The following is a 26,225-nucleotide window of genomic DNA, read 5'->3' on the forward strand; positions in this document are numbered from 1 at the left end:
GACGCAAGATCCAAAGTCGCGTCAGGACGCGACCTACATCCTGACGCAAGACCCAAAGTCGCGTCAGGACGCGACCTACATCCTGACGCAAGATCCAAAGTCGCGTCAGGACGCGACCTACAATTGGATATCGATCCACACCAGACGGTGATCTGAGGAGGCGCCGCGCTTGGCCATTAATCGGTAGCCTGGCTCGCCTTCAGTTGGCCAGAACACGCCGGCATCCTTAACAATCAAATCGTCGGAGGGTAGCACATAGTCGACCCGGTTACGCCAGGCAGCAGTATGATACTTCGCATCATCCTGCTCCGGACTATGCTGCACAGCGCCCTGACTCATTGGTTTGACATCATTAACCCGCGGGTGCTCCAGCAGTTGCTCAATGGCACCTTCAACACCGCCACGATCCGGGCCGGCATTTAAATCTCCCAACACCACAAACGAAGCATCCCCGGCCAAGCCTCCGCGCACGCCATTATCGTCGTACAAATAATTGTCCAGGCCCGGCGTTAGGTAATCCCGAAACAAACGGATTTCGTCAAAATTCTTCATCCCGTTACGGTTTTCCGGACCATCAAAACCCGGTGGTGTGGGGTGGGTGGCCAGCAGATGGATGGTTTTATCACCAATCTTCACCGGCACGTCCCAGTGTGACTTCGAGCTTAGCGGAAACTGCGCCATCACCTCATCGGAGTACCAAGGCTCGTCCGTTAGCTCACCGTTTTCAGCCGGTACTTTGGGCACATGGTGGCCGGGCATGTCCTGCCACAAAAAATGCTGAAAGGTGCGGGCCTGTTCTGCTAATAACGGATAGCGCGACAAAATCACCATACCGTACTGGCCCGGATACCAGCCAAAGCCCCAGGCGTCATTGCCGCGGCCCGTCGCTTCGCCATCGCGGTTAAGATCAAAGGGCGACGGAACACCGGTATTTACCGGCGCCATGTAAACATGAGGGTAATCAATGGGTGCCAGGCCGTTTTGTGACTGACCCAAAAAGTCCTTTAAAAAAACCTCAATGCCCCGTTGCCGGTCGACATAATCAAACTCATTTAACAGCACAATATCCGGCCGCACACGCTGCAGAATTTCGGCAATGCCGGCAATTTGCTCATGTCCCTGCGCCAGTTTTTCCGGCACCGGCGACTCAGTCACCTTGGGTAACTGTTCATATTCGACATAATTACTGGCATCCATACTGACATTAAATGTCGCAATACGGACGCGATCGGTCGCAAAAGAAGCATTAGAAAGCATAAAAAATACAACAATAAAAAAAATAAAAGAACGCATAAAGCCCATGATTACGCCTGTTGAGGAACCGCTATGACAGTTTTTTACAATAATGGTTCATAAGGTGCTAGGCAAGCGCGAGTTAATTGACTAAAATATGTCACATATCTGAAACACAAATGTTCCAAAAGTGTAATCCAGAGCGCAATGAAATCAGCCAGCTTAATCAGAACATCCACTTGTTCAAACCCACGCGCCGCGTGTTTGGTCATCAGCTTTCCTGTTGCCAATCAGCAGCTATGCCGTGGTGCCTGGCATCGGTCAGCAAATAACTCCAATACAGATTATTTCCTGATCGAAAAAAGTTCCCTTCTGCGCTACATGTTCATCAAATTGTCACACTTCTTTTGTATAAATTCTTCATCAAATGGCTTCCACCCTCTGTAAAGGAAAAAGATATGCGTTTTTCAAGCCAATTTAAACGTGCTGCACTGGCAGCGGCAATTAGTGCGACTCTGTCTGCACCTGTTTTAGCGCAGGATACAGCGTCTGCTATGCGTGGTTCGGTTGTAGGTCCTCAGGGTAACCCGGCGACTTCTACTGATATCATTATTGAACACATGCCGTCTGGATCAACAGTGCGGGTGTCCACTGATGAGAACGGCAACTTTATTGCTAACGGTTTGCGTGTAGGCGGACCTTACCGGGTCGTGCTGGACTCCGACACTTACCGCGACGCTGTCTACTCTGACATCTTTATCAAGTTAGGTGATACCTACCGTCTGCAGGCTCAGCTTGAAGGTGAGACGATGGAACGCCTTGAAGTCACCGGCCAGGCCATTAACATGGCGAGCTTAAATACCGGCTCTTCAAGTTCTTTCGGTGAAGAAAACATCGAATCAATGCCTGCATTTAACCGTGATTTAAAAAGCATCCTTCGCCAGAACCCGCTGGCTGTAAGCTTGTCTGATGAAGATTCATCACTAACGGTAGCCGGTTCCAACCCTCGCTACAACTCAATCACTGTTGATGGCATCGGTCAGAACGATGACTTCGGACTTAATGGCAACGGTTACCCAACGCAGCGCTCGCCGATTTCATTGTCAGCTATCCAGGAACTGTCAATCGACGTTGTTCCTTTCTCTGCCAAAAATGGTGGTTTTAGTGGCGCGAAAATAAACGCCGTTACTAAGTCCGGTACCAACGAATTCGAAGGCGAACTGTTCTACGAATACGCTAGCGACAGCCTGGCCGGTGACCCGGAAGCTAACCGTTATGATGAAGACGCTACAGCACCAGAGCTGGATTTTACAGAGAAAACCTGGGGTGGTGCACTGGGCGGCCCAATCATTAAAGATAAATTGTTCTTCTTCGCTTCGTACGAAACCTACGAAGAGCCAAAAGGTATCGCCCGCGGTCCGGTCGGCGCGGCAGCTAACCAGGTTGCCAGTGTGACCGAAGCAGAAATCGACGAAGTATCTGAAGTGGCCCGTAACGTCTACGGCGTTGAACCGGGTGTCTGGGACGCACGTCCAGAAGAAGAAGACGAGAAATTCCTGCTGAAACTGGACTGGAACATCAGCAATGAGCATCGCGCATCGTTGACTTATCAGACAGCAGAAAGTAACAACACCAATAACAATACCGGTGGTCGTGACGCCATTACCTTATCCAGTGGCTGGTACGATAAAAGCGAAGATATGAGCGCTTATGCGTTGCAGGTGTTTTCAAACTGGAATGCTAACTTAGCAACTGACGTTAAGATCTCTTACAAAGATGTTGAAACCGCACAGGCACCACTGCTGGGTCTGGGTTTTGGCGACGTGACAGTGCAAACCTCTGACGGTTTTGTTGAACTGGGTCCTGACCGTTACCGTCATGCTAACGAGCTGAACAACACCACCACCGAAATTCAGTTTAACGGTGAATACCTGACCGGCGACCATGCCATCGGTTTTGGTTTTGAATGGGAAGAAATCGACGTATTTAACCTGTTCGTTAATGACTCGCGCGGCATCTGGGAATTCGACTCAATCGAAGACTTCCGCAACCGTACGGCGTCAGATTTCCGCTACCGTAATGCCTACACCAATGTGTCCTCAGACGGTGCAGCATCGTTCACTAATGGTGGCACCGCCATCTACATCGAAGATACCTGGACGCCAACCTGGAATCTTGAAGTGACCGCCGGTTTGCGTTACGAAAGACAGTCTGCTGATGACACTCCAACCTATAACGAGAACTTTGAAGCGCGTTACGGCTTCCCGAACACTGAAAACCTGGATGGCGAAAGCATCTTGTTGCCACGCGCAGGCTTTAAGTGGGATCTGAACGACAATTATCGCTTACGTGGTGGCTTTGGTCGTTACGCAGGTGGTCGTCCTAATGTCTGGATCGCCAACGCTTATTCAAATGACGGCGTGACCATAGTCAACTCTGACCTGCGTCAGCTGGATCCATCAGTATATCTGGAAAACGTTGATATCACGTCAGTTCCTGAAGCGGTTCAAAATACCCTGCAGGCAGGTGACGGTAACACTACACCAATTGACCCGAACTTTGAGCTGCCAAACGAATGGCGTTACAGCTTAGCGCTGGACTACAGCGGCGACCTGGGTATGCTGGGTAAAGACTGGTTTGCCAGTGTTGAATTTATTCGCACACGTAAGCAGTCAGACGTTCAGTGGGTTGACTTAGGCCGTACACCATTATTGGATGAAGACGGCAACGTAGTTACTACTCCGGACGGTGGCCGTATCATTTACGCAGTCGATGATCCGCTGGATAACTTTACGCCATCAGCTCCGGGTGACTTTAACGGCGTAAACCGTTACGACATCATGTTGACCAACGGCTACGGCGGTGAAAGTAACATCTTTACCGGTAGCATCGGTAAAGCCTGGAATAACGGCCTGAGCTTTAATGCCAGCTACACTAATCAGGACATCGAAGAAGCGGTTAACGGTGGTTCATCACGTGCTGAGTCGAACTACCAGTACGTCACTGTGTTGGATCGTCAAAACCCGCAACCAGCAACGGCCGGATATGAGATTGAACACCGCTTTGTGCTGACGGCACAATACAAAACCGAGTTCTTTGACGGTTATCAGTCTAAATTCAACCTGTTCTACGAGCGTGTGTCAGGGCGTCCTTACAGCTGGGCTTTAAGTTCTTTCAGAGACCAGTGGTTGGGTGACCAAACATCGTTTGACGACTCTGACCAGTACCTGGCGTACATTCCGAGTGGTCCTAACGACCCGGCAGTTCGCTACGAAGGCGGCATGACCTATGAAAGCTTCATGGAACTGGCCGAAGCAGCTGGTGTTGACGGATATGCCGGTGGGTACACGCCGCGTAACGGCAGCCGTGGTCCGTGGAATACCAACATTGACTTCCGCTACGAGCAGGAAATCCCAGGGTTGTTAAACGACCACCGCGGTAGTTTCTACATTGACGTGAAAAACGTGTTAGCGCTGATTGATGAAGAAAGCGCACAAAAACACATTATTCCGTTCGCAGATACTACTCAGACCATGGTTGACTGGGCGATTGACCCGGAAACAACTCAGTACGTTTACTCGCCAGTATTTGGTGGTTTCGATGACTTCGCACCGACCAGCTACCGGGCAAGTGAATCAACCTGGCAAATCAAACTGGGTGTAAGCTACAAGTTTTAAGGCATCCAATCGATGAAAAGCCTGGTTCGGAGTTAAGTCCGGACCAGGCTTTTTTTTGCGCTAATTCTCTGGCGCTAAACACGCGGTCGGCGGCCGGCGCTATAGACTCCCCTGATAAAGTCAGCTAATCTGCGGTCATTTGTAAAAAACGCAGAACACACCCATGGAACTTAGCTGGACCAGCCTACTGCCCTCATTACTGGCGATCGTTTTTGCCATCATCACCCGTAAAGTTTTGCTGGCGCTGATTGGCGGCATTATTCTTGCCAATCTGTTGTTATTCTGGCCTTCGCCCAGTGCTACGGGGCAGGGTGTTTTGCTCAGTAGTGGTACTACCCTGGTCGACCCCGGCAACATGCTGGTGTGGTTTTTTACCTTAGGCATCGGTGCGTTATTTGGTGTGCTGGAAAAAGGCGGTACCTTTCGTCAGTTCGTTAACAAACTCGAGCAAAAGCAATGGGTCGAATCCAAACGCCAGGCGCGGATGATGACCTGGGTGCTGGGTGTCGTGGTGTTTATCGAATCCAACGTCACCATCATGATATCCGGCACCACATCGCGGCCGGTATATGACCGGCTGGGCATTTCGCGCGAAAAGCTGGCGTATATTGTTGACTCCACCTGTGCCGCTATCTGCATTTTAATCCCGCTGAATGCCTGGGGCGCATTTAATTTAACCCTGATTGCCGACCAGGGCGTGCAGCAACCCTTATGGGTGTTTATTCAGTCGCTGGCGTTTAATTTTTACGCCATTTTTGCAGTGTTGTTAGCGCTTCTGGTCGCCTGGTTTGACTGGAATATTGGCCCGATGAAAACCTTTGAGCGCAATGCTGTCCCAAACACAGAGCCAAGTCGAGTCGCAGACAATAACGGCGCCAATAAGCCCGGTCCGCAGCCGGATCAGAGTAAGTTAAGCTCAGGTACCTGGGTGGTGCTGGCCAGCTTAGTGTCACTGATTGTAATGGTGCCGCTGATGCTGCTGGTTACCGGTAACGGTGTACTGGTTGAGGGTGACGGCACCTTAAGTGTCTTTATTGCCATTTACACTGCGCTGGGCCTGGCAGTTATCGGTACCCTTGCAACCGGGTCTGCCGGGGCGGCTAAAGTCATTCAATATGCGCTGCAGGGGGCCTGGAATATTCTGCCGCTGGCGGTGATCCTGTGGTTATCCATTACCCTGGGCGGGTTAACCCGAGAGCTGGGTACAGGGGAGTTTTTAGCGGCTGCGTTAGATGGCTCAGTCAGTATCTGGATGCTGTTACCACTTATTTTTGTGCTGGCGGCCATTACCGGATTTTCTATTGGGTCCAGCTGGGGTACCTTTGCCATTATGCTGCCGCTGGCCATACCCATTGCCATGAGCCTGGGGCTGCCGGCGGCGCCGTTTATTGCCGCAGCGATTTCCGGTGGCATTTTTGGTGACCACGCCTCGCCGATATCCGATACCACCATCATTGCCTCCATGGCCAGCGGCACTGAACATATCGATCACGTCTGGACGCAGCTGCCCTATGCATTGTTGGCCGGTGCCGGTGCCACCATAGCTTACGCCATTACCGGAGCCATGCTGTAGCTTGCGTCTTTGACGCAAGCTACTCTGATCCCACAACCCCAGGATTAAATTGACAAAAGAGGCCCTGCCTCCTAATATCCTAGCTAACTAGGATTTATTTAAAAATCGAGCTATCTCGTTAAATAATCCTTTTAACCTAGGATTTAAAATGGCAAAGCGAATTATCATTCCAACCAAACCGGATCTTAATCAGCCGCTCTCCGTGTCGCAGATAGCAAACTATGTGCGCTATAAAAGAGCGAGCCTTGGTATGACACTGGAAGACGCTGCAAGCCTTTGTGGGCTTTCTAAACAAGCCTACAATAACGTTGAAAAAGGCTTGCCAAATGTGCGTATCGAGACCGTGTTCAAAGTGCTCGAAGGGCTTGGCATCAAGCTTTTTATTAACGAACAACAAGAATCACCAGCGGGTCGAAATGATGGCTGGTATTGATAGCAAACCTGTTAACCAGCCACGGCTGACGGTTTGGGCTGGCGCACAACGCGTTGGCGACGTTATCTTTCAGAAACCCGGCACTTGTCAGTTGCACTACGACCAAAGCTGGCAACAGCAGGGTTTTTCGCTGTCACCGCACTTACCGTTTGACCAGCCTTGTCGGGCGCTAGCGACAACCAACTTCATCCGTAATTTATTTCCAGAAGGTGGTGCCTTTGAAACTTTACTGGCTACCGAGCATCTGTCAAAAAATAACCTCTACGGCATATTGGCGACAATTGGTGCGGACACGGCGGGTGCGTTAACGTTTGCCCAGGAGCAGGTGCAACAACAATCAGAGAGCGCACTACGGCAAGTCAATCAGTATGAAATTATAGAACGACTGCGGCACAATCGGTCGTTGGCAGTTTGGGACGACAAGTATCGGTTATCGCTGGCCGGTGTGCAGAACAAACTCAACGTATTATGCCGCGCGGACGGATCGCTTTATTTGGCTGACGGACAATACGCCAGTACGCACATTTTAAAGTTTGCGTCAGAGCAGTATCCCTCAATCGTGTTGAATGAATATTATTGTATGCGGCTGGCGAGAGCAGTGGGCCTGCCGACCGCGGAGGTTGAAATCCAGCATTTCGGTGTATACCCAGCATTATTAGTGAAACGCTTTGACCGTCAGGTTACCGAGCATAAAGTGGCTAAGCGGCATGTTATTGATGGCTGTCAGGCGCTGAATATGTCGCCGGATTATAAATATGAGCAAAACTTTGGTAGTGGTCGTGATGTGGCGGCCATCCGCGACGGGGTATCGATTAAAAAGCTGTATCAGTTTTTAGCCATAACGAGCGTACCGGCATTGGCTCGGCAGCAACTTATTGACTGGGTTCTTTTTAATATAATTATTGGCAACAGCGATGCCCATGGTAAGAACGTTAGTTTTTACTACGGCAAGGAAGGGCCGCGACTAACACCTTTTTATGACATGGTATCGGTGGGTTTTGAAGCACTGCAGAATGACTCACTGGACACCAGTCTGGCGATGGCCATTGGTGATAACTTTAATCAGGACCAGCTGACCGCCTACGATCTGCTGTCGATGGCGGACGAACTGGGTATAAATTTTGATTATTTAAAACGCCGTATCAATCGGCTGACCGGGCTTGTCGACAACCACTGCGGAACGCTTGAGCTTGCGGCAGAAACCCTGAACGAAGCAGAGCAGCAAAAGCTAGTGGAACTGGTGGATTTTGTCGCTGAACGCAATCAAGCGCTAAGAGCGCAAATTGCTGAATTTAATGTTGTAATAAAGACCGCATTTGAGTGACCAAAAGATGACTGAAAAAGAAGATGTGAACAACGACGACTATTACATGCTGCGGGCGCTGGATTTGGCGGCGCAGGCGGCTGAAAACGGTGAGGTGCCGGTCGGCGCCGTGCTGGTGTTGAACGGTGAAATCATCGGCGAAGGTTATAATCAGGTTATTACGCTATCCGATGCCTCGGCCCACGCCGAAGCCCAGGCCATCCGGGCGGCCGGCCGGGCCATTAATAATTACCGGCTGGTCGATGCCACCCTGTATGTGACGCTCGAGCCCTGCGCGATGTGTGCGGGACTGATTACTCATGCACGGGTAAAGCGACTGGTGTTTGGTGCCACCGATCCCCGCACCGGGGCAACGGGTACCGCAATAGACGTATTAAACCACCGGACCATGAACCACAAAGTCGATGTGCAGGGTGGCATTCTGGCCGAAGCCTGCGGCGACATCTTACGCCAGTTTTTCCGCGCCCGCCGGTAGGTCGCCCGTGTGTCGCGTCAGGATTTTCCTTGCGTCAGGACGCAAGCTACGTTGTAACATCTTGCTTGCGTCGGGGGGGCAAGCTACATAAGATGGTCAGGAAACATCCTACGGAGAACAACATGAAAAAATTGATGTTAGCGATGGCGGTGGCGGCAGCGACCACACTCAGCCTGCCCACAGCCCAGGCACAGCAGTCGCCTGCGGTAATCGACGATAATCTGGAAAGCAAAGTTATTGAATGGCGCCGCCATTTACACGCCAACCCGGAACTGAGCAACCGTGAATACGAAACGGCCAAATACATTACCCAGCACCTTAAATCACTGGGGCTGGAAGTTAAAACCGGCATTGCCCACACCGGCGTAGCTGCCCTGTTAAAAGGAAACGGCGATGGCCCGACCATTGCCCTGCGCGCCGACATGGACGCCTTACCGGTTACCGAACAAACGGATGTACCTTTTAAGTCGACGGTAAAAGCAACCTACCGGGGTAACGAAGTGGGCGTTATGCACGCCTGTGGCCACGACACCCATGTGGCGATGCTGATGGGCGCCGCCGAAAAACTGGTGAACATGAAAGATGAACTTAACGGCAATGTGCTGTTTATTTTTCAGCCGGCTGAAGAGGGTGCGCCAGAGGATGAAGAAGGCGGCGCTGAGCTGATGCTGGCCGAAGGCCTGTTCAGCGATGCATTCCCGGGCTACAGCCCTGAGCGGGTATTTGGCATCCATGTCTGGGGTGGCTTTCCGACCGGCCATGTTGGCTACCGTAAAGGCCCGTTAATGGCATCCTCCGACAGCTTTGAAATTACGGTTAAGGGCCGTCAGACCCATGGTTCAACACCCTGGAACGGGGTAGACCCCATCGTCACTTCAGCACAGATTATCAACAGTGCACAGACCATTGTCAGTCGCCAGACCAACATCACCAAAGCGCCGGCGGTGCTGTCTTTTGGTATTGTTGAAGGGGGTGTTCGTAACAACATCATCCCTGACGATGTGACGCTGATTGGTACCATCCGTAACTTTGATATGGACATCCGTGCGGATATTCATGACCAACTGGAGCACACCGCCAGGCATGTGGCTGCCGCTAACGGCGCAGAAGCCGAGGTGGAGATTGATTTGGGTTATCCGGTAACCGTCAACAATCCGGAGTTGGTGGACGAAATGCTGCCGATTACCAAAACCATAGCCGGTGCTGACAAGGTAAAAGAAGTGCCGCTGGTCACCGGCGCTGAGGACTTTTCGTACTACGCTCTGGAAATACCCGGGATGTTCGTTTTCCTTGGTGTGACACCACCGGACCAGGATATGGACGAGGCGCCATCCAATCACTCGCCGTATTTTTATGCCGATGAAGATGCGCTGCGAACCGGCGTTGATTTATACGTAAACTGGGCGCTGGAATCGATGTAGTCAATGTCGTAACAAAAAAGCTTTGGCCTGGCCGCCCGGGTGCGGCGAATTGACGCAGATCAAAGTTGTCATCGTTAGTTAACATTTAACGTTTTTACAACATAAAACCTCATCTAATATGGGTGTTACCGACATTGTCGGGCTTCCCCTAAGCGCTGAGGTTTTTTTATGGGACAAAATAAGTCAGTCACGGACAAAGAGCAGACCTTTTCAGAGCGTGCCAATCTTTTATCGACCACGAATCTAAAAGGGCAGATTACCTATGTTAATCAGGATTTTGTCGACATCAGTGGTTACCAGCGTGATGAGCTGCTGGGTCATGGCCACAACATTGTCCGCCATCCTGACATGCCGGCCGCCGCCTTCAAAGGCATGTGGCAGGACTTAAAAAATCAGCAGTCCTGGATGGGGATGGTCAAAAATCGTTGTAAAAACGGCGATTATTACTGGGTTGATGCTTATGTAACGCCGATAAAAACCAACGGTAAAGTGACTGAATATCAGTCGGTACGCCGCAAGGCCAGACCAGATTTCGTGCAGCGCGCGATTCAGGCCTACCGTAAAATTAATAACGGTAAACCGTTGTCAGCCTGGAACACTAAACTGGCCACTCGCTATCAATTGCTGTTCAGTGCCACCTTACCTTATTTGCTACCTTTGCTTGCAACGCTGCTCGGTGCCGCGCCGATGTTGCAGCTCGTCGCCTGGGTCCTCGCTTTCGGTTTCTCGCTGACTGCCACCGGTATCAGCTGGCAGCCTTATCAAAAAGCCATCCGTCAAGCCCGTAAAATCAGTGACGATAAGCTGGCCCGCTATGTTTATACCGGCATGAACAACGATGCCGGCACCTTATTGCTGGCAATTAAAAAATTAGAATCTGAAAACTCAGCCCTCATTGGCCGCATTCACGATACCTCTGAAGATCTATCAGACAGTGCCTCCTGCTTAAGTAGTGCGGTGATGCAGTCAGAAACCGGTACCAAGAAACAAGCTCAGCAGATTGAATCAATTGCGACCGCGGTTACGCAAATTAGTCAGGGGGTGGATGAAATTGCAGCCAGCAGTCAGGAAACTCAGACAGCTTCGCAGCAGGGTCAGCAGCAGGTCAGTAAAGGTAAAACACTAATAAGTGATACGGCTTCCTCCATTGGCCAGTTAACGGAACAAATTCAAAAAGCCGCGGCGGTGGCAGGTACCGTGTCACAGCGCAGTCAGGATATCGAAAAAATCCTTGATGTGATTTTAGCCATTGCCGAGCAAACCAATCTGCTGGCACTGAATGCCGCCATTGAAGCCGCCCGGGCCGGTGAATCAGGCCGTGGCTTTGCGGTCGTTGCCGATGAGGTGCGCTCGCTGGCTAACCGCACTCAGCAATCAACGGAGCAAATCCGGCACGTCATCGACGAGTTGCAGGACTCAGTCAAACAGGCGGTCAGCACCATGCAGCAAGGCGAGCAGATGGCGCAGATAAGCGGCGGCCACAGTAACGAAGCGGCCGACCAACTGGAAGAAATTGTCACTGCAATAAAGCAAATCTCCAGCATGACTGATCGGGTAGTCAGTGCGGTATCGCAGCAGCAGCAGGCCTGTGCCAGTGCCGAGCAAAGCTTTAATGACATCAAAGAGCACACACATGAAAATCTGCAGGCGGTACAGTCAAGTCGCAAAGTCAGCCACCAGACGGTGGCAGTAGCCAACCAGCTGGACAAATTAACCACGCACTTTTGGGAATCAAAACAGGGCACCGGTCATGAAACCGCTAACCGCCTCTGAACACGGCCTGGCGGCAGATGTCAGCCAGGTAGTGCAACCACTGTTGGATGCCTTAAATTACAGCGCCATTATCTCGCTGAGCGATAAAAATGGCGTGATCACCTATGTCAACGAACAGTTCGAAAAGGTCAGCGGCTATTCCCGGGCTGAGCTGCTGGGTAACAACCACAATATCCTCCGCCACCCGGATACACCCGATCGGGTATTTGCTTCCCTCTGGCGGACCATCAGCAGCAATAAGCCCTGGCGCGGGCTGTTAAAAAATCGCCGCAAAGACGGCCAGGCCTACTACGTAAAAAGTGTGATCCTGCCGATAACCAACGCCGCCGGCGATATCACTCAGTACTTAAGCATCCGCACCGATGTCACGGATATTATTAAGGCAAGGACCAAAGTGCGGGAACAACGCACCGATCAGTTAACCGGACTGCCGAACCGGGTGGCGCTGCTGGCGGACTTAGAAAAATATCAGCTGGACAGCGCAGCGGTCTTTGATTTACGTAATTTTAAATTATTTAACGATTACTGGGGTATTGAGGCCGGCGACAGTTACATTAAAAAGCTGGCGCAGCTGTTCAGCCGGCTGACCCCGCCGCTGGCGGTTCGGGCTTACCGGCTAAGTGGCGCCTGTTTTGGCATCCGGCCTTTGCAGGCCTGCCCGCCAGAGCAGTTTTGCCTGGCTGCTGAGCAGCTCAAATACCAGCTGGAGCATTACGACATGCTGTTCCGCGATATCGACTGCGATATTCAGGTAACCGTCGGGGTCGGCGTGTCAGCGACCCGCGCGTTGGCTTATGCAGAAAGTGCCGTGGCCGATTCAAAAGAAAAATTTTATGGCCGTTCGGTGGTGATAAAAAATGACGGCAACAGTCGTGATGATACCTTTTACTGGCTCGAGCAGATTAAAGAAGCACTGCGCGACAGGCGGGTACTGGCTTGTTTTCAGAAGATCAGTAGCGGCACTGAGCCGGGCGCATTAGTCACTGAAAAATACGAAGCGCTGGCGCGGCTGCAATTAAAAGACGGCCGCATTGTGTCACCCGGCGAATTTATTGAGGATTTGAAAAAAACCCGCTACTACACACAGCTTACCCGTACCATGCTTGGCTTCGCACTGGATTTTGCGGCTGCCAGAAAAAGTCGTGTTTCGGTTAATCTCAGTATTCAGGACATTCTTGACAGCGATACCGTCGATTTTATAGAACAGCAGCTGCAACGCCATGGCGGCGAAAAAATCATTTTTGAAATCACCGAATCCGAAGCGATTAACGACTTTCAGCGGGTCAGCGCCTTTATTCAGCGGGTGCGGCGCTTAGGGGCAGCGATTGCCATCGACGACTTTGGCAGCGGCTACTCTAACTTTGTTTATCTGGTTAAACTGCAGCCGGAGTACATTAAAATCGACGGCTCCATTATCAGCTCCATCGTTGATAACCCGCAAAGTTTCCTGGTTACCCAGAGCATTGTGCAGATGGCCCATAACCTAAAGATCAAAACCATTGCCGAGTTTGTCAGTGATAGAGACATCTTCGAGCGACTGCTTAGCTTAAAGGTGGATTATCTGCAGGGCTTTTTTGTGCATCAACCCGAACTTGCTTAATGCTTGGCTTTCAAAAAAGGCCCACGTAGAATGGCGCTATCGAATTAACCAAGAGAGCGGTATGCCGAACCTGCTTGTGCGCTTTGCCTTTGTTGTTTTTGCCCTGTCTCTGTTAGCCAGCTGCAGCCCCCAGCAACGCCCGGATCACCTGAGTGTGGTGCAGGAGCGGCAGGTGTTGCGGGTAGGTACCCTGCTAAACCCCACCAGTTATTATTTTGATCACGACCAGGAGCAGGGTTTTGAGTTTGAGCTGGCTAACGAATTTGCCCAGCGGCTGGACGTGCGCCTGGAGATGGTGCCGCGGTTTGATGTCAACGACCTGTTCATTTTGTTGCGGCGGGGGCAGATTGACCTGATTGCCGCCGGACTGGATCGCACCGCGACCCGTGACGCGTTATACCGGTTTAGCCCGGCGTACGATGTGATCAGTCAGAAGCTGGTATTTAAGCAAGGGTCACGTTCGCGGCCCCGGGATCTGCAACAGGTCACCGACGGTGAAATTGTGGTGGTTGAAGGCAGTTCGCATCATCAGTATCTGCAAAGCCTGGGCGAGAGTATCCCGACCCTGCGCTGGCGCGCTACCCGCGATCACGATGCGGTCGAATTAATGCGCATGGTGGTCAGCGAAGAAATTGATTACACCATTGCCGACAGTAATCAGCTGGAAGTCCAGCGCCGGGCTTATCCGGACTTGAGCATCGCTTTTACGGTTAAGCAGCGGCAGCAGGTGGGCTGGGCGCTGCAGCAAAGTCAGGATGATACCTTGTATACGGCGGTGGTGGAGTTTTTCGGCGATATCCGCACGAATGGTCAGCTGGCCTACATTAAAGAACAGCATTTTGGCCATGTAAAACAGTTTAATTATGTCACCACCAGCTTATTTATTCAGGCCGTCGAAGATCAGCTGCCGCGCTACCGCGACTGGTTTCAGGAGTACGCAGGACCCCTTGACTGGCGTCTGTTAGCCGCTATTGCTTATCAGGAATCCCTGTGGAATCCGCGCGCCCGCTCGCCAACCGGAGTTCGCGGTATGATGATGCTGACCCTGCCGACGGCAAAAGCCATGGGGGTAACCAGTCGGCTGGATCCGGAACAGTCGATCCGCGGCGGCGCCCGCTACCTGGAGCGTATGCTGCGTAAGATACCGGCGCGGATACCCGATCCCGACCGCACCTGGTTTGCACTGGCCGCCTATAATATTGGTTTTGGTCACCTGGAAGACGCGCGGGTGTTAACCGAACGCCAGGGCGGCAACCCCGATCGCTGGCTGGATGTTAAGCAGCGTCTGCCGCTACTGCGACAAAAGCAGTTTTATCGTCAGACACGCTACGGTTTTGCCCGCGGCAACGAGCCGGTTACTTATGTCGGTAATATCCGGCGTTTTTACGATACCTTAAAATGGCTGGACGAGCAGGGCCGTTTGTAGGCCGCGTCCCTGACGCGACTTTAGCCTTTAACGATCTTATACTTGCGCCATGCCGGCAAGCTGCGGCACAATGCAATTCAGTACATCAATCAGGAGCCCGCTATGCGCCGCATCCGCAAAACCGCAAATGACGCCCGCCGCCGCGCAGTAATCAACAAGCGTAAAAGACGCATCACAGAACGGCGGGAAAAATGGTTCCGCATAGTGCAAAAAGACGGCAAACCCAAGTGCCAGTAGCTCGAGTCCTGACGCGAGAACCCCCGGCCCTATAACGTGCGTCGGGTGGTGTGTTGTAGCTCGCGTCCTGACGCGAGGATATTATGTCGTGTTCCGTGCGTCGGGACGCACGCTACGGGTGGTGTGTTGTAGACGTGCGTCGGGACGCACGCTACGAGTGGTGTGTTGTAGCTCGCGTCCTGACGCGAGAATATTATGTCGTGTTCCGTGCGTCGGGACGCACGCTACGGGTGGTGTATTGTAGCTCGCGTCCTGACGCGAGGATATTATGACGTGTTCCGTGCGTCAGGACGCACGGTAAATAAACGGAGCACCATATGGACAGCGATGCTTGGTACGTATTAAAAACCAAACCTAAACAGGAAATCCGGGCTGTACAAAACCTGGAAAACCAGGGGTTTGAAGCCTATTGCCCGAAACTCACCGTAGAAAAAATTCAGCGCGGAAGCCGCAAAAAAGTGGTAGAAGCCATGTTCCCCGGCTATGTGTTTGTACACCCTGATGATCTGATGGAGCAATTTTATAAACTGCGCAGCACCTACGGCGTGGCATCGGTATTGCGCTTTGGCGATAATATTCCACAGATCCCCGGCACCTTTATAGAGCAACTTAAGCAGCTGGATAACCGCCCGGAAGAGCAGGCACCGGCCGTGGGTGACGAGGTGGAAATTAAAGCCGGCCCCTTCAAAGGCTTTATGGCCAAAATAATCAAACTCGACGGCGAATCACGCTGTTTCGTCATGCTCGACTGGATGCAAAAACAAGTCACCGCCCATTTCAGCTACCGCGACCTCGCCCTGTAGCTCGCGTCCTGACGCGAGGATATTATGACGTGTTCCGTGCGTCGGGACGCACGCTACGGGTGTGTGTTGTAGCTCGCGTCCTGACGCGAGGGTATTATGACGTGTTCCGTGCGTCAGGACGCACGCTACGGGTGTGTTGTAGCTCGCGTCCTGACGCGAGGGTATTATGACGTGCTATGACGTGCGTCAGGACGCACGCTACGGGTGTGTTGTAGCTCGCGTCCTGACGCGAGGGTATTATGACGTGTTCCGTGCGTCAGGACGCACGCTACGGGTGTGTTGTACCTCGCGTCCTGACGCGAGGGTATTATATCGTGCTATGACGTGCGTCAGGACGCACGCTACGGGCGGTGTGTTGTAGCTCGCGTCCTGACGCGAGAACATTATGACGTGCGTCAGGACGCACGCTACTGTATAATCCCCGCGCAAAACCCCACCGGCGTTTGGAGACAGGAACGTGGAAATATTTTACGGCGCGGCAGCCCTTTCGGCTTTTAAAATCACCAAAAAACTTGCCCAGTTAAAACAAGCTGGATTGCCCGTCAGCGGCCTGTCGGCCGAATATCGGCACTTTGTGAATTTACACTCACCGCTGTCTGACGCGCAACGCGACACGCTGTCCAAACTGCTGACTTACGGACCGGATGCTGACAATCATCGCAGCGAAGACGCAGCACAGCAGGACACGCACTACCTGCTGATCACGCCGCGCCTTGGTACCATCAGCCCCTGGGCCTCTAAGGCCACCGATATTGCGCACAACTGTGATTTAACCAACGTTCATCGCATCGAGCGCGGAATAGCTTATTTTGTGCAGGGCAATTTGTCCGACGATGAACTGGAACAGGCCGCAGCACTGCTGCATGACCGGATGACCGAGTCGGTGCTGTACCATGAACAGGACGCCGAAAAACTGTTTCAGCAGCAACAACCAAAGCCACTCTCCAGTGTTGATATTCTGGCCCATGGCCGCGCAGCACTGGTCGATGCGAACACCTCGCTGGGACTGGCGCTGGCCGATGATGAAATTGATTATTTAGTAGAAAACTTTAACAAGCTCGGGCGTAACCCTAACGACATCGAGCTGTACATGTTTGCCCAGGCCAACTCCGAGCATTGCCGGCATAAAATATTTAACGCCGACTGGACCATCGACGGTACCAAACAGCCCAAATCGCTGTTTAAAATGATCAAAAACACCTATGAAGTGGTGCCGGACTACGTACTGTCAGCATACAAAGACAATGCCGCCGTCATGGAGGGCTTCGACGCCGGGCGTTTTTATCCGGCACCGATCGATCTTGCGTCAGGGACGCAAGCTACGTATGGATATTCTCACGAACCCATCCACATTTTGATGAAAGTCGAGACCCATAATCATCCCACAGCCATTTCACCGTACCCTGGGGCCGCTACCGGTTCCGGTGGTGAAATTCGGGACGAGGGCGCTACCGGCGTCGGTTCCAAGCCAAAAGCCGGGCTAGTGGGCTTCAGCGTTTCGAATCTGAATATTCCTGAGTTTAAACAACCCTGGGAAGAAAACTACGGCAAGCCGGATCGCATTGTCACGGCGCTGGACATTATGCTGGAAGGACCGCTGGGCGGAGCCGCCTTTAACAACGAATTTGGTCGTCCGGCTCTGACCGGTTACTTCCGCACCTTCGAGCAGACTGTCAACAGCCACAATGGCCGTGAAACACGCGGCTACCACAAGCCGATTATGATCGCCGGTGGTCTGGGCAATATCCGTGAAGCCCATGTCCAAAAGAGCGATATCCCGGTGGGCGCTAAGCTGGTTGTACTGGGTGGTCCAGCCATGAATATCGGCCTTGGCGGCGGTGCAGCCTCGTCGATGGCCAGTGGCGAATCCAATGAAGACCTGGACTTCGCCTCGGTGCAGCGCGAAAACCCCGAAATGGAGCGTCGCTGTCAGGAAGTCATCGATCGCTGCTGGCAGCTGGGCGCAGACAACCCCATCGCCTTTATCCACGATGTCGGGGCTGGCGGGCTTTCCAATGCGATGCCGGAACTGGTTGGCGATGGTGGCCGCGGCGGCCGCTTTGAGCTGCGCGATATTCCTAACGACGAACCGGGCATGACGCCGCTCGAAGTCTGGTGTAATGAGTCGCAGGAGCGTTACGTGATGGCGATTGCGCCGGAAAATTTGGCCACCTTTGAGCAAATTTGTGCCCGCGAGCGCGCTGAATATGCAGTTATCGGCGAGGCCACCGAAGAGCTGACCATATTGCTTAACGATGCCAAATTCAATAACCAGCCAATTGATATGCCACTGGATGTATTACTGGGTAAACCGCCGAAAATGCATCGCGACGTGCAAAGTCAACAAGCCGAAGGCGAAGCGCTTAACTTTGCCGGCATTTCGGTTCAGGAAGCCGCGGAGCGCTTGATGCGGTTGCCCAGCATTGCCGAGAAAACCTTTTTGATCACCATCGGCGATCGCAGCGTTACTGGCCTGGTCAACCGCGACCAGATGGTCGGCCCCTGGCAGATCCCCGTGGCAGATGTTGCCGTTACCGCGCAAAGCTACGACACCTATCACGGCGAAGCCATGGCAATGGGCGAGCGTACACCGCTGGCGCTGCTTAATTATGGAGCTTCGGCCCGCATGGCGGTTGCCGAGGCTCTGACTAATCTGGCCGCTGCTGATGTCGGTGAGCTTAAGCGCGTTAAAATGTCTGCCAACTGGATGGCCGCGGCCGGCCACCCCGGTGAAGACGCCGGCTTATACGAAGCCGTTAAAGCTGTCGGCGAAGAGCTCTGTCCGGCCCTTGGTATCACCATTCCGGTGGGTAAAGACTCGATGTCGATGAAAACTCAGTGGCAGGACGATACCCTGGGCGATAGCAAAGCGGTAACCGCGCCGCTGTCGCTGGTGATCACCGCTTTTGCCCGGGTCAATGATATCCGCAATACTCTGACCCCACAGTTGCGGCTGGACAAAGGCCGCACACATTTGCTGCTGATTGACCTGGGTGCCGGTAAACAACGCTTAGGCGCCTCATCGCTGGCGCAGGTGTTCCAGCAGTTTGGCACCGAAACCCCGGACCTGGATGATGTCGGACAATTTAAAGCGTTTTTCGAGACCACACAGCAGCTCGTCGCTGAAGGGCGCTTACTGGCCTATCACGATCGCTCCGACGGCGGACTGTTCACCACCGTCGCCGAAATGGCCTTCGCCGGCCACTGCGGCGCCGCCATCAACCTGCCCGACACCTCGCGCCCGGACACCAGTACCTCGGAAACCAGTACCTCGCGTCCTGACGCGAGCCACCCCATCGCCCAACTCTTCAACGAAGAACTCGGCGCCGTACTCCAGGTAACCGACGAGCAACTCGAGCATGTCCTCGAAGCCTACCAGCAGGCAGGCCTTGGCGATATCGTTCACAACATCGGCGAGCCAACGGAAAAAGACGAGCTGGTCTTCAGTCTGAACGGCGAGCAGGTTCTGAGCGGCTCGCGTACCCACTTCCGCACACTCTGGGGCGAAACCACGCATCAGATGCAGCGGCTGCGGGATAACCCGGTTTGTGCAGACGAAGAGTTTCAGTTAAAACAACGGGCCGATAACCCCGGCCTGCACGCTGACCTGAGCTTTGATGTCCACGAAGACGTCGCAGCACCCTATATCAGCAAAGGGGCGGCCCCCAAAGTCGCAATCTTACGTGAACAGGGCGTTAACTCTCATTATGAAATGGCTGCCGCCTGGGATCGTGCCGGCTTTGACGCCGTAGATGTCCACATGAGTGATATTCTGGCCGGGCGGATTGATCTAAATGACATGCAGGCACTGGCAGCATGCGGTGGTTTCTCGTACGGAGACGTGCTGGGTGCCGGTGAAGGCTGGGCTAAATCCATTTTGTTCAATCCCCGCGCACGGGAACAGTTCGAAGCCTTTTTTAACCGTAAAGACACTCTGGCGTTAGGGGTTTGTAACGGTTGTCAGATGCTGACTACGTTAAAAGCGCTCATCCCCGGAGCAGAGCATTGGCCGCGTTTTGTAACCAACCGCAGCGAACGCTTCGAAGCCCGCTTCAGCCTGGTTGAGGTAGCGGAATCAAAATCGGCCTTCTTTAATGGTATGGCCGGCTCGCGTATGCCAATTGCTGTCTCCCACGGTGAAGGCCGGGCCGAGTTTGCCAACGCGGCACAGCAAAGCCAGCTGGAGAACAACGGCCAGGTGGCGCTGCGCTACCTCAACAACTGGGGCGAAGTAACCGAAAGTTACCCCTGTAACCCGAACGGCAGCCCCAACGGCATTACCGCGGTAACCAACAGTGACGGCCGATTCACCGCCATGATGCCACACCCTGAACGCGTATTCCGCACCGTAGCCAACAGCTGGCACCCCGACCAATGGGGCGAAAACAGCCCCTGGATGCGCCTCTTCCGCAACGCCCGGACGCTACTGTAGGTCGCGTCCTGACGCGACAATGCGGTCCGTGCGTCAGGACGCACGCTACGATCGCATCAACGCCTCGTGCGTCAGGACGCACGCTACGGGTCGTATGAAGCGAAGCAATCTATGGTCCATGCCTCGTTAATGAACCGCCAGCTGTCGGGGTAGCGACCGTTGGCAATATATTTACGTAACGTAGAATAAGGCCAGTCCATAGCATTTTCCGCGTAACCGTGTTTAACCGGATTAAAGCAACAGTACAACGAATACATGTACAGCTCCTTTTCATTGCGGATCATGTGATCATAAAAACGGTTATGCCAGAGCGTCCCCTGAACCCGTTTGCGCTTCGAACGATTGTTTTGATTAACAGAGCTAAACTCCGGCAAAGCCTTTGTAGTAAATGATTTTATGCGTTTTATCCGTTCGTCAAAGCGAGCATCTTCAACCCCGATCAATAAATGCATATGATCGGGCAGCACCACCCACGCCTGAATCTCAAACGGATGCGTCTGCATTGTCTTTCTTACTGCGTTACGTAACGCCAACATGACATCCGCCCGCGTCAGTAGCGGTCGCCGATTTTGTGTGGTGACCGTAATGAAGCAGTAATAACTTTCTTTAAAATAACGACGTACATTTTTCATGCCTTGAGTTAAGCAGGCAAACCTTAAAAGGGAATTCTATTTGGGTGTAAGACAAAATCGGGAAACGTGCGTCAGGACGCACGGTACAGGGTGGTGTGTGATGCGTGCGTCGGGACGCACGGTACGGGGAGCCTCGGTAGGTCGCGTCCTGACGCGACTGCTACTTTCGAAATCTTTACACCGCTACTCCTCGCTTATTGTGTGGAAAGGGTGATAATGCCTCTACGAATCACAAAAGGAGTCAGCACCATGAAAACGTTAATTGGATTAACAGCCGTCTTAGCATTAAGTATCGCCGCCACGGCGCAGGCCGAAGACCGCACCTACGTCAGCGGTGGTTACAACGACTTTGGCGATTCAAACTTTTACATTAAGGCCTCAAGCCAGTTTGACCGCAACTGGGTATTCGAAGCCGAGGCTTTCGATATCGGTGATGTGGGCATCCGCGCAGGCGCGCAGTACCTTATCGATAACAACCCGATATTTCTGAAAGGCGGCGTAAGCCATTACGACTTTGGCCTGGATGACGACAGCGGTGTTTACCTTGGCGTAGGAACCGTAATGCCGGTAACCGGCCAGGTCAGTGCCATGTTCGATGCCAGCTACGATACCGCATTAGACGGGTATGCATCGGTTGGCGCTAAAGTCCGCTATAACTTTGACCGCAACTTCGCCGCCGATGTGGGTTTTCGCGGAAACTTTAACGACATTGACAACGAGTTTCGCATTGGGCTTACCTACAAGTTTTAATGAATAAAAGAGGTTTAGCGTGCGCTAACGTGCGTCAGGACGCACGCTACGGGTCGGGTGCATGATACGTGCGTCGGGACGCACGGTACGGGACGCACGGTACGGGCGGGCGCATGATGCGTGCGTCGGGACGCACGGTACGGGCGGGCCTCGGTAGGTCGCGTCCTGACGCGACAATAAAAGATCCCCGGCATGGTACGTAAAGGCAACGTAAAGATGTTCGCCACACTATTATCTCTGCTATATTTGTATAGATAACCTACAAGGAGCGTGCGTCAGGATGCACGGTACGAGACGGGCGCAAGATACGTGCGTCAGGACGCACGCTACGGGCGGACCCTCAGTAGGTCGCGTCCTGACGCGACTTGCGACCTGCGGCACGGACTAACAAGATACGTGCGTCAGGACGCACGCTACTTTATTATCGCATCAGGAGGTAACTATGCGTTTTACAAAATCACTTATTGCACTAACGGTATCCACTACTCTGGCCGCATGCGGCGGCTCAGACTCGCCGGACAGCAATCCACCGGCAACCGGGGGCGGTGACCCAACCGGTAGCGAAACCACCGTTTACACCGAAGGCACGATCAGCGGGTTTGGCAGCGTTTACGTAAACGGCCAGCGCTACCGCTCAGAAAACGCCAACATTGCCATTGGCAACAACCCTGCCGCTGAAGAAAGTGGCCTGCAGGTCGGCATGGTAGTTTCGCTGGCAGCTTCATCAAGCGACAATGGCGAAGACCCGGAAGCCACCGAGATCCGTTACGAAGAACACCTGCAGGGCCCGGTCAGCTTTATTGATCTGGAAGCCGGTGTCATTGAAATCCTGGGTCAGCAGGTGGTCTTTAATGACCTGACCGAGTTTGACGAAACTGACAGCAGCACCTTAAGCATCAACGATATTGTTGAAGTCAGCGGCTATCTGAACGAAGACGGTGACTTTTACGCCACCCGCATCGAGTTAGAAGCTGACGAAGACGAATTCAGCATCAAAGGCACCATCAGCGCCCTTGACACCAGTGCTCAGACATTCCAGTTAAATGATCTGGTTGTTGATTACAGCAGCGCCACTTTCGATGACATGGCAACAGAAGACCTGGCCGATGGCTTGTTCGTTAAAGTCGAAGGTGAACGTGAAGCTTATGATGCGGAAACCTCAACCCTGGTTGCTACCGAAATCGAAAACAAAGACGATGCGTTAGCCGAGCTTGGCGAGGCCGATGAAGTAAAAATTGCCGGTCTGGTCAGCGAATATAATGAAACTGACGGCACCTTTAAGGTTAACCGCTATACCTTTACTGTGACTGACGACACCGAGTTTGACGATGGCCCGGCCTCGCGCTTAGCCAACGGCGTACGCGTTAAAGTCGAAGCACAAGCCGAAGGTGACCAGCTGAACGCAGAAGAAATCGAGTTTATTGCGAAAAATGCCCGTCAGAAATCAGAAGGTCAGGTAGAAGCCATTGATGCCGACAACCAAAGCTTTACTCTTAACGGCGTAACCTTTGTGGTCGATGACAACACCTCGTACCTGGATACCTCGGGGCAGGGCGCACGGCAGTTTAATTACGCTGATATTGCTGTTAACGACTGGTTAAAAGTGCTGTCGGTAGTAAATGACAACGGCGATAATCTGGCTGTTAAAGTCAAACGCTCTGAGCAGGAAGATCTGGAAGGCGAAGTCAAAGGCGTTGTTTCAGAAGTGAGCGCGGAAGGCATGACCGTTGCCGGCGTGGAAGTTACTTTTGACGAGCAGACGGAGTTTGAAAACGACGCCGGGGAGCTGACACTGGATGAATTTGTCGCCTTATTCGACGGCGAAACGCCCATCGAGCTGGAAGTCGAAGGTGAATATGACGGCGAAATTCTTATCGCCCGCGAAGTTGAAATCGAAGACGAAGATGAAGACGGCGACGATGACGACAACGGCAATGCCGATAAACGCGGCAAAGCCGAATTTGAAGGCTCGGTCGAATCCATCGACGGCACTTCAGTTATGGTTAACGGCAACGAGTTACGCTTTACCGAAAAAGCAGAACTGGAAGTTAACGACACTGAAGTAACAGTTGAAGAGTTTCTGGCAGCCATTGAAGTCGGCAGCGTTATCGAAGTCGAAGGTGTCTGGCGCGATCAGAGCTATATCGACGTTCTGGAAGCAGAACTGTAGGTCGCGTCCCGACGCGACAGAAATCCTCATCGCAGCTGAACTGTAGGTCGCGTCCCGACGCGACAGAAACTCACGTGCGTCAGGACGCACGGTACGGGATGGGGCAGGTAGGTCGCGTCCTGACGCGACAGAAATTCACGTGCGTCAGGACGCACGGTACTTGTCGCAGAAATCCACGTGCGTCAGGACGCACGGTACGGGATGGGGCAGGTAGGTCGCGTCCTGACGCGACAGAAATTCACGTGCGTCAGGACGCACGCTACTCGTCTAAAAAACGGGAGCCTGCACTAACTCTGCCGGCCCCGTTTTTTCTTATAAGCCGTTTTCTTTTTGTTCGAGTAAATACCAAATAACCTGCTGTTTATCACCTTGACGCATGTACTCCTGCGGTAGCGTCTTCAGCCGGGTTAACAGATCATAGCCCACCGGATTGCCACTATCCCATGGCATGGCCAGCCCCAGGGTCTGCGAGCGTGGTGAACCATCGTCATAGCCGACGAGGTCGTTGTACATCAGGTAGGGTACATCGCTAAGCCGCTGGTACACATAATTGCCATTTCCGTCATTATAAAATACCGATAAGCCCGGCGAACAAAGAGTTAAGTCCGTACAATTACTCTCACCACCCGTCAGATCGACAATATCGTCCAAACCGTCTTTATTAAAGTCGAGGATATAAAAGGTCCCCTCGCCATTATTATTGCTGTCCGCGCGTTGACCCAGACGATCACTGTTATTAATCAGCCGCTCCGTCTCCTCAACCAGGTCGCCCTTATCGGTTATTGCAAACAAACGTAAATAACGGCCATCGTAGTATTTATCCAGCCGCGTCTGGGAAACCAGCAGCTCATCGCCCGGGTGCTCGTCAATTAGGTCAGCCATCAGGGCATAATTGGTGTGGGTAATGTCATTACCCCAGTACCCTTCAGGTAAGGTGATAACCTGCGGACTGTTGTCACGTGCCAGCGAGTCGCCAGAGTGATTACTTAACAGAATTTGACTGCGCCCCAGTGAGTCATCAAAAGACAAAAGCGAATAGTCCAGGATCGCCAGGTCGGTTAAGCCATCGCCGTTCATATCACCGGCGGCAGAAGCCAGCGGCGTTGACCACTGCGAGTTTTCGGTAAAATAACGGTTACTGTCTTCGGTAAAAGTCCCGTCGCCATTATTGAGAACAACAGACATCCCCACATAAAAATCCATATGACCATCATTATTGATATCGCCTACGGCTAAATTGTGGCCAAAAGCTGAGCTGCCATCGCCAATGGTCATATCCAGCTTGTCGGTGGCATCCACCAACTGACCCTGGCCGTTACTGAGTAAGATAATGGGTAACTCTTCTCCGACAAACAGCTCACCTTCAGCTTGCTGTTCTTCACTGGCCGGCAGTGCTCCGCCGCTGACAACCAGGTCATCGGCACCGTCACCGTTAAAATCAGCCACCGCCATTCGGTAAGGCTGATGCCGGACCAGTTTTTCATGCTCTAGGATAATCTCGTTGTTTAATTCCAGGCCGCCGCTTTCCGTGCCCTGAAAGATAAATACAGTGCCCGGGTATTCGTTTAAATCCCGTTGCGCACGGTGAGGCGAATAGCTGATAGATACCGCCAGATCCTCCAGGTCATCGTTATTAAAATCGCCGCGAACATTGTCACCCACCATCATGGAGAAATTAGTGAATTCAAAGCAGTCTGTGGGTGAGGGATAACAATGACTGCGAGGTGGGTCGAACTGCTGTATATCATACACATTAAGCCCGAGTTGCGCAGCACGCCACGCATCAGTCTCGTGTACTGCTTGATCATTTAGCTTAAGTGAGTGGTAACTATCAGCATAAAGCCGAGAGTTATCATTATTTATTGCAACATCAACTGTCTGGCTGTCGATAACTTCCCCGTCCTGTATCAGCTCAATCGTTAACTGCGCATGAGTACTGGCAGTAACCTCCGGCAGCGACAGCCTTACAGTTTTATCTGTTGTCTCAATACCAAGTTCCGGCCCCTGCGACTGCGCCACAGTAAATTCGAGGTCGTCATCGGTATCCCAGCTGACCTGAATCTCGGTTTGTTCTGTTTCAGTCGCTTCCACGGTACCGATGGAATCAAGCGAAGCAGGCTCCGGCTCGGGTGCTGAAACAGATGGCGCCGGGTCATCGGCACCGCCGGAGCTGCCCCCGCAAGCTGATAAAATCGCGGCAGTTAACACAGTAAGCAGCAATAGTTGTGGTTTCATAATGACCTCGTTAATGAGTCTGGTTTTTGCG

At 52.7% G+C, this 26,225-nt stretch carries 17 protein-coding genes; 14 read left to right on the forward strand and 3 right to left on the reverse strand.

The window, feature by feature from the left end; all coding sequences use genetic code 11:
• Positions 1-117 precede the first annotated feature (117 nt).
• Positions 118-1,302: an endonuclease/exonuclease/phosphatase family protein gene (locus tag LG288_RS02390; protein ID WP_404401667.1), complete on the reverse strand. Its 1,185-nt coding sequence runs from the start codon at positions 1,300-1,302 to the stop codon at positions 118-120.
• A 389-nt stretch (positions 1,303-1,691) separates the two neighbouring features.
• Here LG288_RS02390 and LG288_RS02395 point away from each other — a divergent pair, with 389 nt between their 5' ends.
• The 12 genes from LG288_RS02395 to purL all read left to right on the forward strand — a co-directional run bounded on the left by LG288_RS02395 (position 1,692) and on the right by purL (position 20,407).
• A complete protein-coding gene (locus tag LG288_RS02395) occupies positions 1,692-4,910 on the forward strand; it encodes a carboxypeptidase regulatory-like domain-containing protein (RefSeq protein WP_404401669.1) in 3,219 nt (1,072 codons plus the stop codon).
• A gap of 163 nt (positions 4,911-5,073) precedes the next feature.
• Positions 5,074-6,483, forward strand: coding sequence for a Na+/H+ antiporter NhaC family protein (locus LG288_RS02400; RefSeq protein ID WP_404401671.1), 1,410 nt, complete (start codon positions 5,074-5,076; stop codon positions 6,481-6,483).
• 148 nt (positions 6,484-6,631) lie between these two features.
• On the forward strand, positions 6,632-6,916 hold the full coding sequence (locus LG288_RS02405) for a helix-turn-helix domain-containing protein (protein ID WP_404401673.1): 285 nt from the start codon (positions 6,632-6,634) through the stop codon (positions 6,914-6,916).
• Positions 6,900-8,240 carry a HipA domain-containing protein gene (locus tag LG288_RS02410; protein ID WP_404401675.1) on the forward strand — a complete coding sequence of 447 codons (1,341 nt, stop codon included), beginning with the start codon at positions 6,900-6,902 and terminating at the stop codon, positions 8,238-8,240. The genes LG288_RS02405 and LG288_RS02410 overlap by 17 nt, the downstream gene beginning before the upstream one ends.
• Positions 8,241-8,247: 7 nt before the next feature.
• On the forward strand, positions 8,248-8,715 hold the full coding sequence (gene tadA, locus LG288_RS02415) for a tRNA adenosine(34) deaminase TadA (RefSeq protein WP_404401677.1): 468 nt from the start codon (positions 8,248-8,250) through the stop codon (positions 8,713-8,715).
• Positions 8,716-8,837: 122 nt separating this feature from the next.
• Positions 8,838-10,136, forward strand: a complete 1,299-nt coding sequence (locus LG288_RS02420; RefSeq protein ID WP_404401679.1) for an amidohydrolase — start codon at positions 8,838-8,840, stop codon at positions 10,134-10,136.
• Between the two features lie 168 nt (positions 10,137-10,304).
• Positions 10,305-11,909 carry a PAS domain-containing methyl-accepting chemotaxis protein gene (locus LG288_RS02425; RefSeq protein ID WP_404401681.1) on the forward strand — a complete coding sequence of 535 codons (1,605 nt, stop codon included), beginning with the start codon at positions 10,305-10,307 and terminating at the stop codon, positions 11,907-11,909.
• Positions 11,887-13,509, forward strand: a complete 1,623-nt coding sequence (locus tag LG288_RS02430) for an EAL domain-containing protein (RefSeq protein WP_404401683.1) — start codon at positions 11,887-11,889, stop codon at positions 13,507-13,509. Before LG288_RS02425 ends, LG288_RS02430 begins: the two co-directional genes overlap by 23 nt.
• A 61-nt stretch (positions 13,510-13,570) precedes the next feature.
• Positions 13,571-14,935 carry a membrane-bound lytic murein transglycosylase MltF gene (mltF, locus tag LG288_RS02435; protein WP_404401685.1) on the forward strand — a complete coding sequence of 455 codons (1,365 nt, stop codon included), beginning with the start codon at positions 13,571-13,573 and terminating at the stop codon, positions 14,933-14,935.
• 102 nt (positions 14,936-15,037) lie between these two features.
• Positions 15,038-15,172 (forward strand): hypothetical protein, encoded by a 135-nt coding sequence (locus tag LG288_RS02440; protein ID WP_404401687.1) that lies wholly within the window; start codon positions 15,038-15,040, stop codon positions 15,170-15,172.
• A gap of 317 nt (positions 15,173-15,489) precedes the next feature.
• On the forward strand, positions 15,490-15,975 hold the full coding sequence (gene rfaH / locus LG288_RS02445) for a transcription/translation regulatory transformer protein RfaH (RefSeq protein ID WP_404401689.1): 486 nt from the start codon (positions 15,490-15,492) through the stop codon (positions 15,973-15,975).
• A 457-nt stretch (positions 15,976-16,432) separates the two neighbouring features.
• Positions 16,433-20,407 carry a phosphoribosylformylglycinamidine synthase gene (gene purL, locus LG288_RS02450; protein ID WP_404401691.1) on the forward strand — a complete coding sequence of 1,325 codons (3,975 nt, stop codon included), beginning with the start codon at positions 16,433-16,435 and terminating at the stop codon, positions 20,405-20,407.
• Positions 20,408-20,490: 83 nt separating this feature from the next.
• Here purL and LG288_RS02455 read toward each other — a convergent pair whose 3' ends face one another.
• Positions 20,491-21,039 carry an REP-associated tyrosine transposase gene (locus LG288_RS02455; RefSeq protein WP_404401693.1) on the reverse strand — a complete coding sequence of 183 codons (549 nt, stop codon included), beginning with the start codon at positions 21,037-21,039 and terminating at the stop codon, positions 20,491-20,493.
• Positions 21,040-21,288: 249 nt separating this feature from the next.
• Here LG288_RS02455 and LG288_RS02460 point away from each other — a divergent pair, with 249 nt between their 5' ends.
• Positions 21,289-21,789, forward strand: a complete 501-nt coding sequence (locus LG288_RS02460; protein ID WP_404401696.1) for a hypothetical protein — start codon at positions 21,289-21,291, stop codon at positions 21,787-21,789.
• A gap of 442 nt (positions 21,790-22,231) precedes the next feature.
• On the forward strand, positions 22,232-23,959 hold the full coding sequence (locus tag LG288_RS02465) for a DUF5666 domain-containing protein (RefSeq protein WP_404401698.1): 1,728 nt from the start codon (positions 22,232-22,234) through the stop codon (positions 23,957-23,959).
• 312 nt (positions 23,960-24,271) lie between these two features.
• Here the strand turns inward: LG288_RS02465 and LG288_RS02470 are convergent, their stop codons facing one another.
• Entirely contained in the window at positions 24,272-26,194 is a 1,923-nt protein-coding gene (locus LG288_RS02470; protein ID WP_404401700.1) for an FG-GAP repeat domain-containing protein, read from the reverse strand.
• Positions 26,195-26,225: the final 31 nt, after the last annotated feature.

This window comes from Idiomarina seosinensis (genome assembly GCF_044797955.1).
GTDB lineage: Bacteria > Pseudomonadota > Gammaproteobacteria > Enterobacterales > Alteromonadaceae > Idiomarina > Idiomarina seosinensis_A.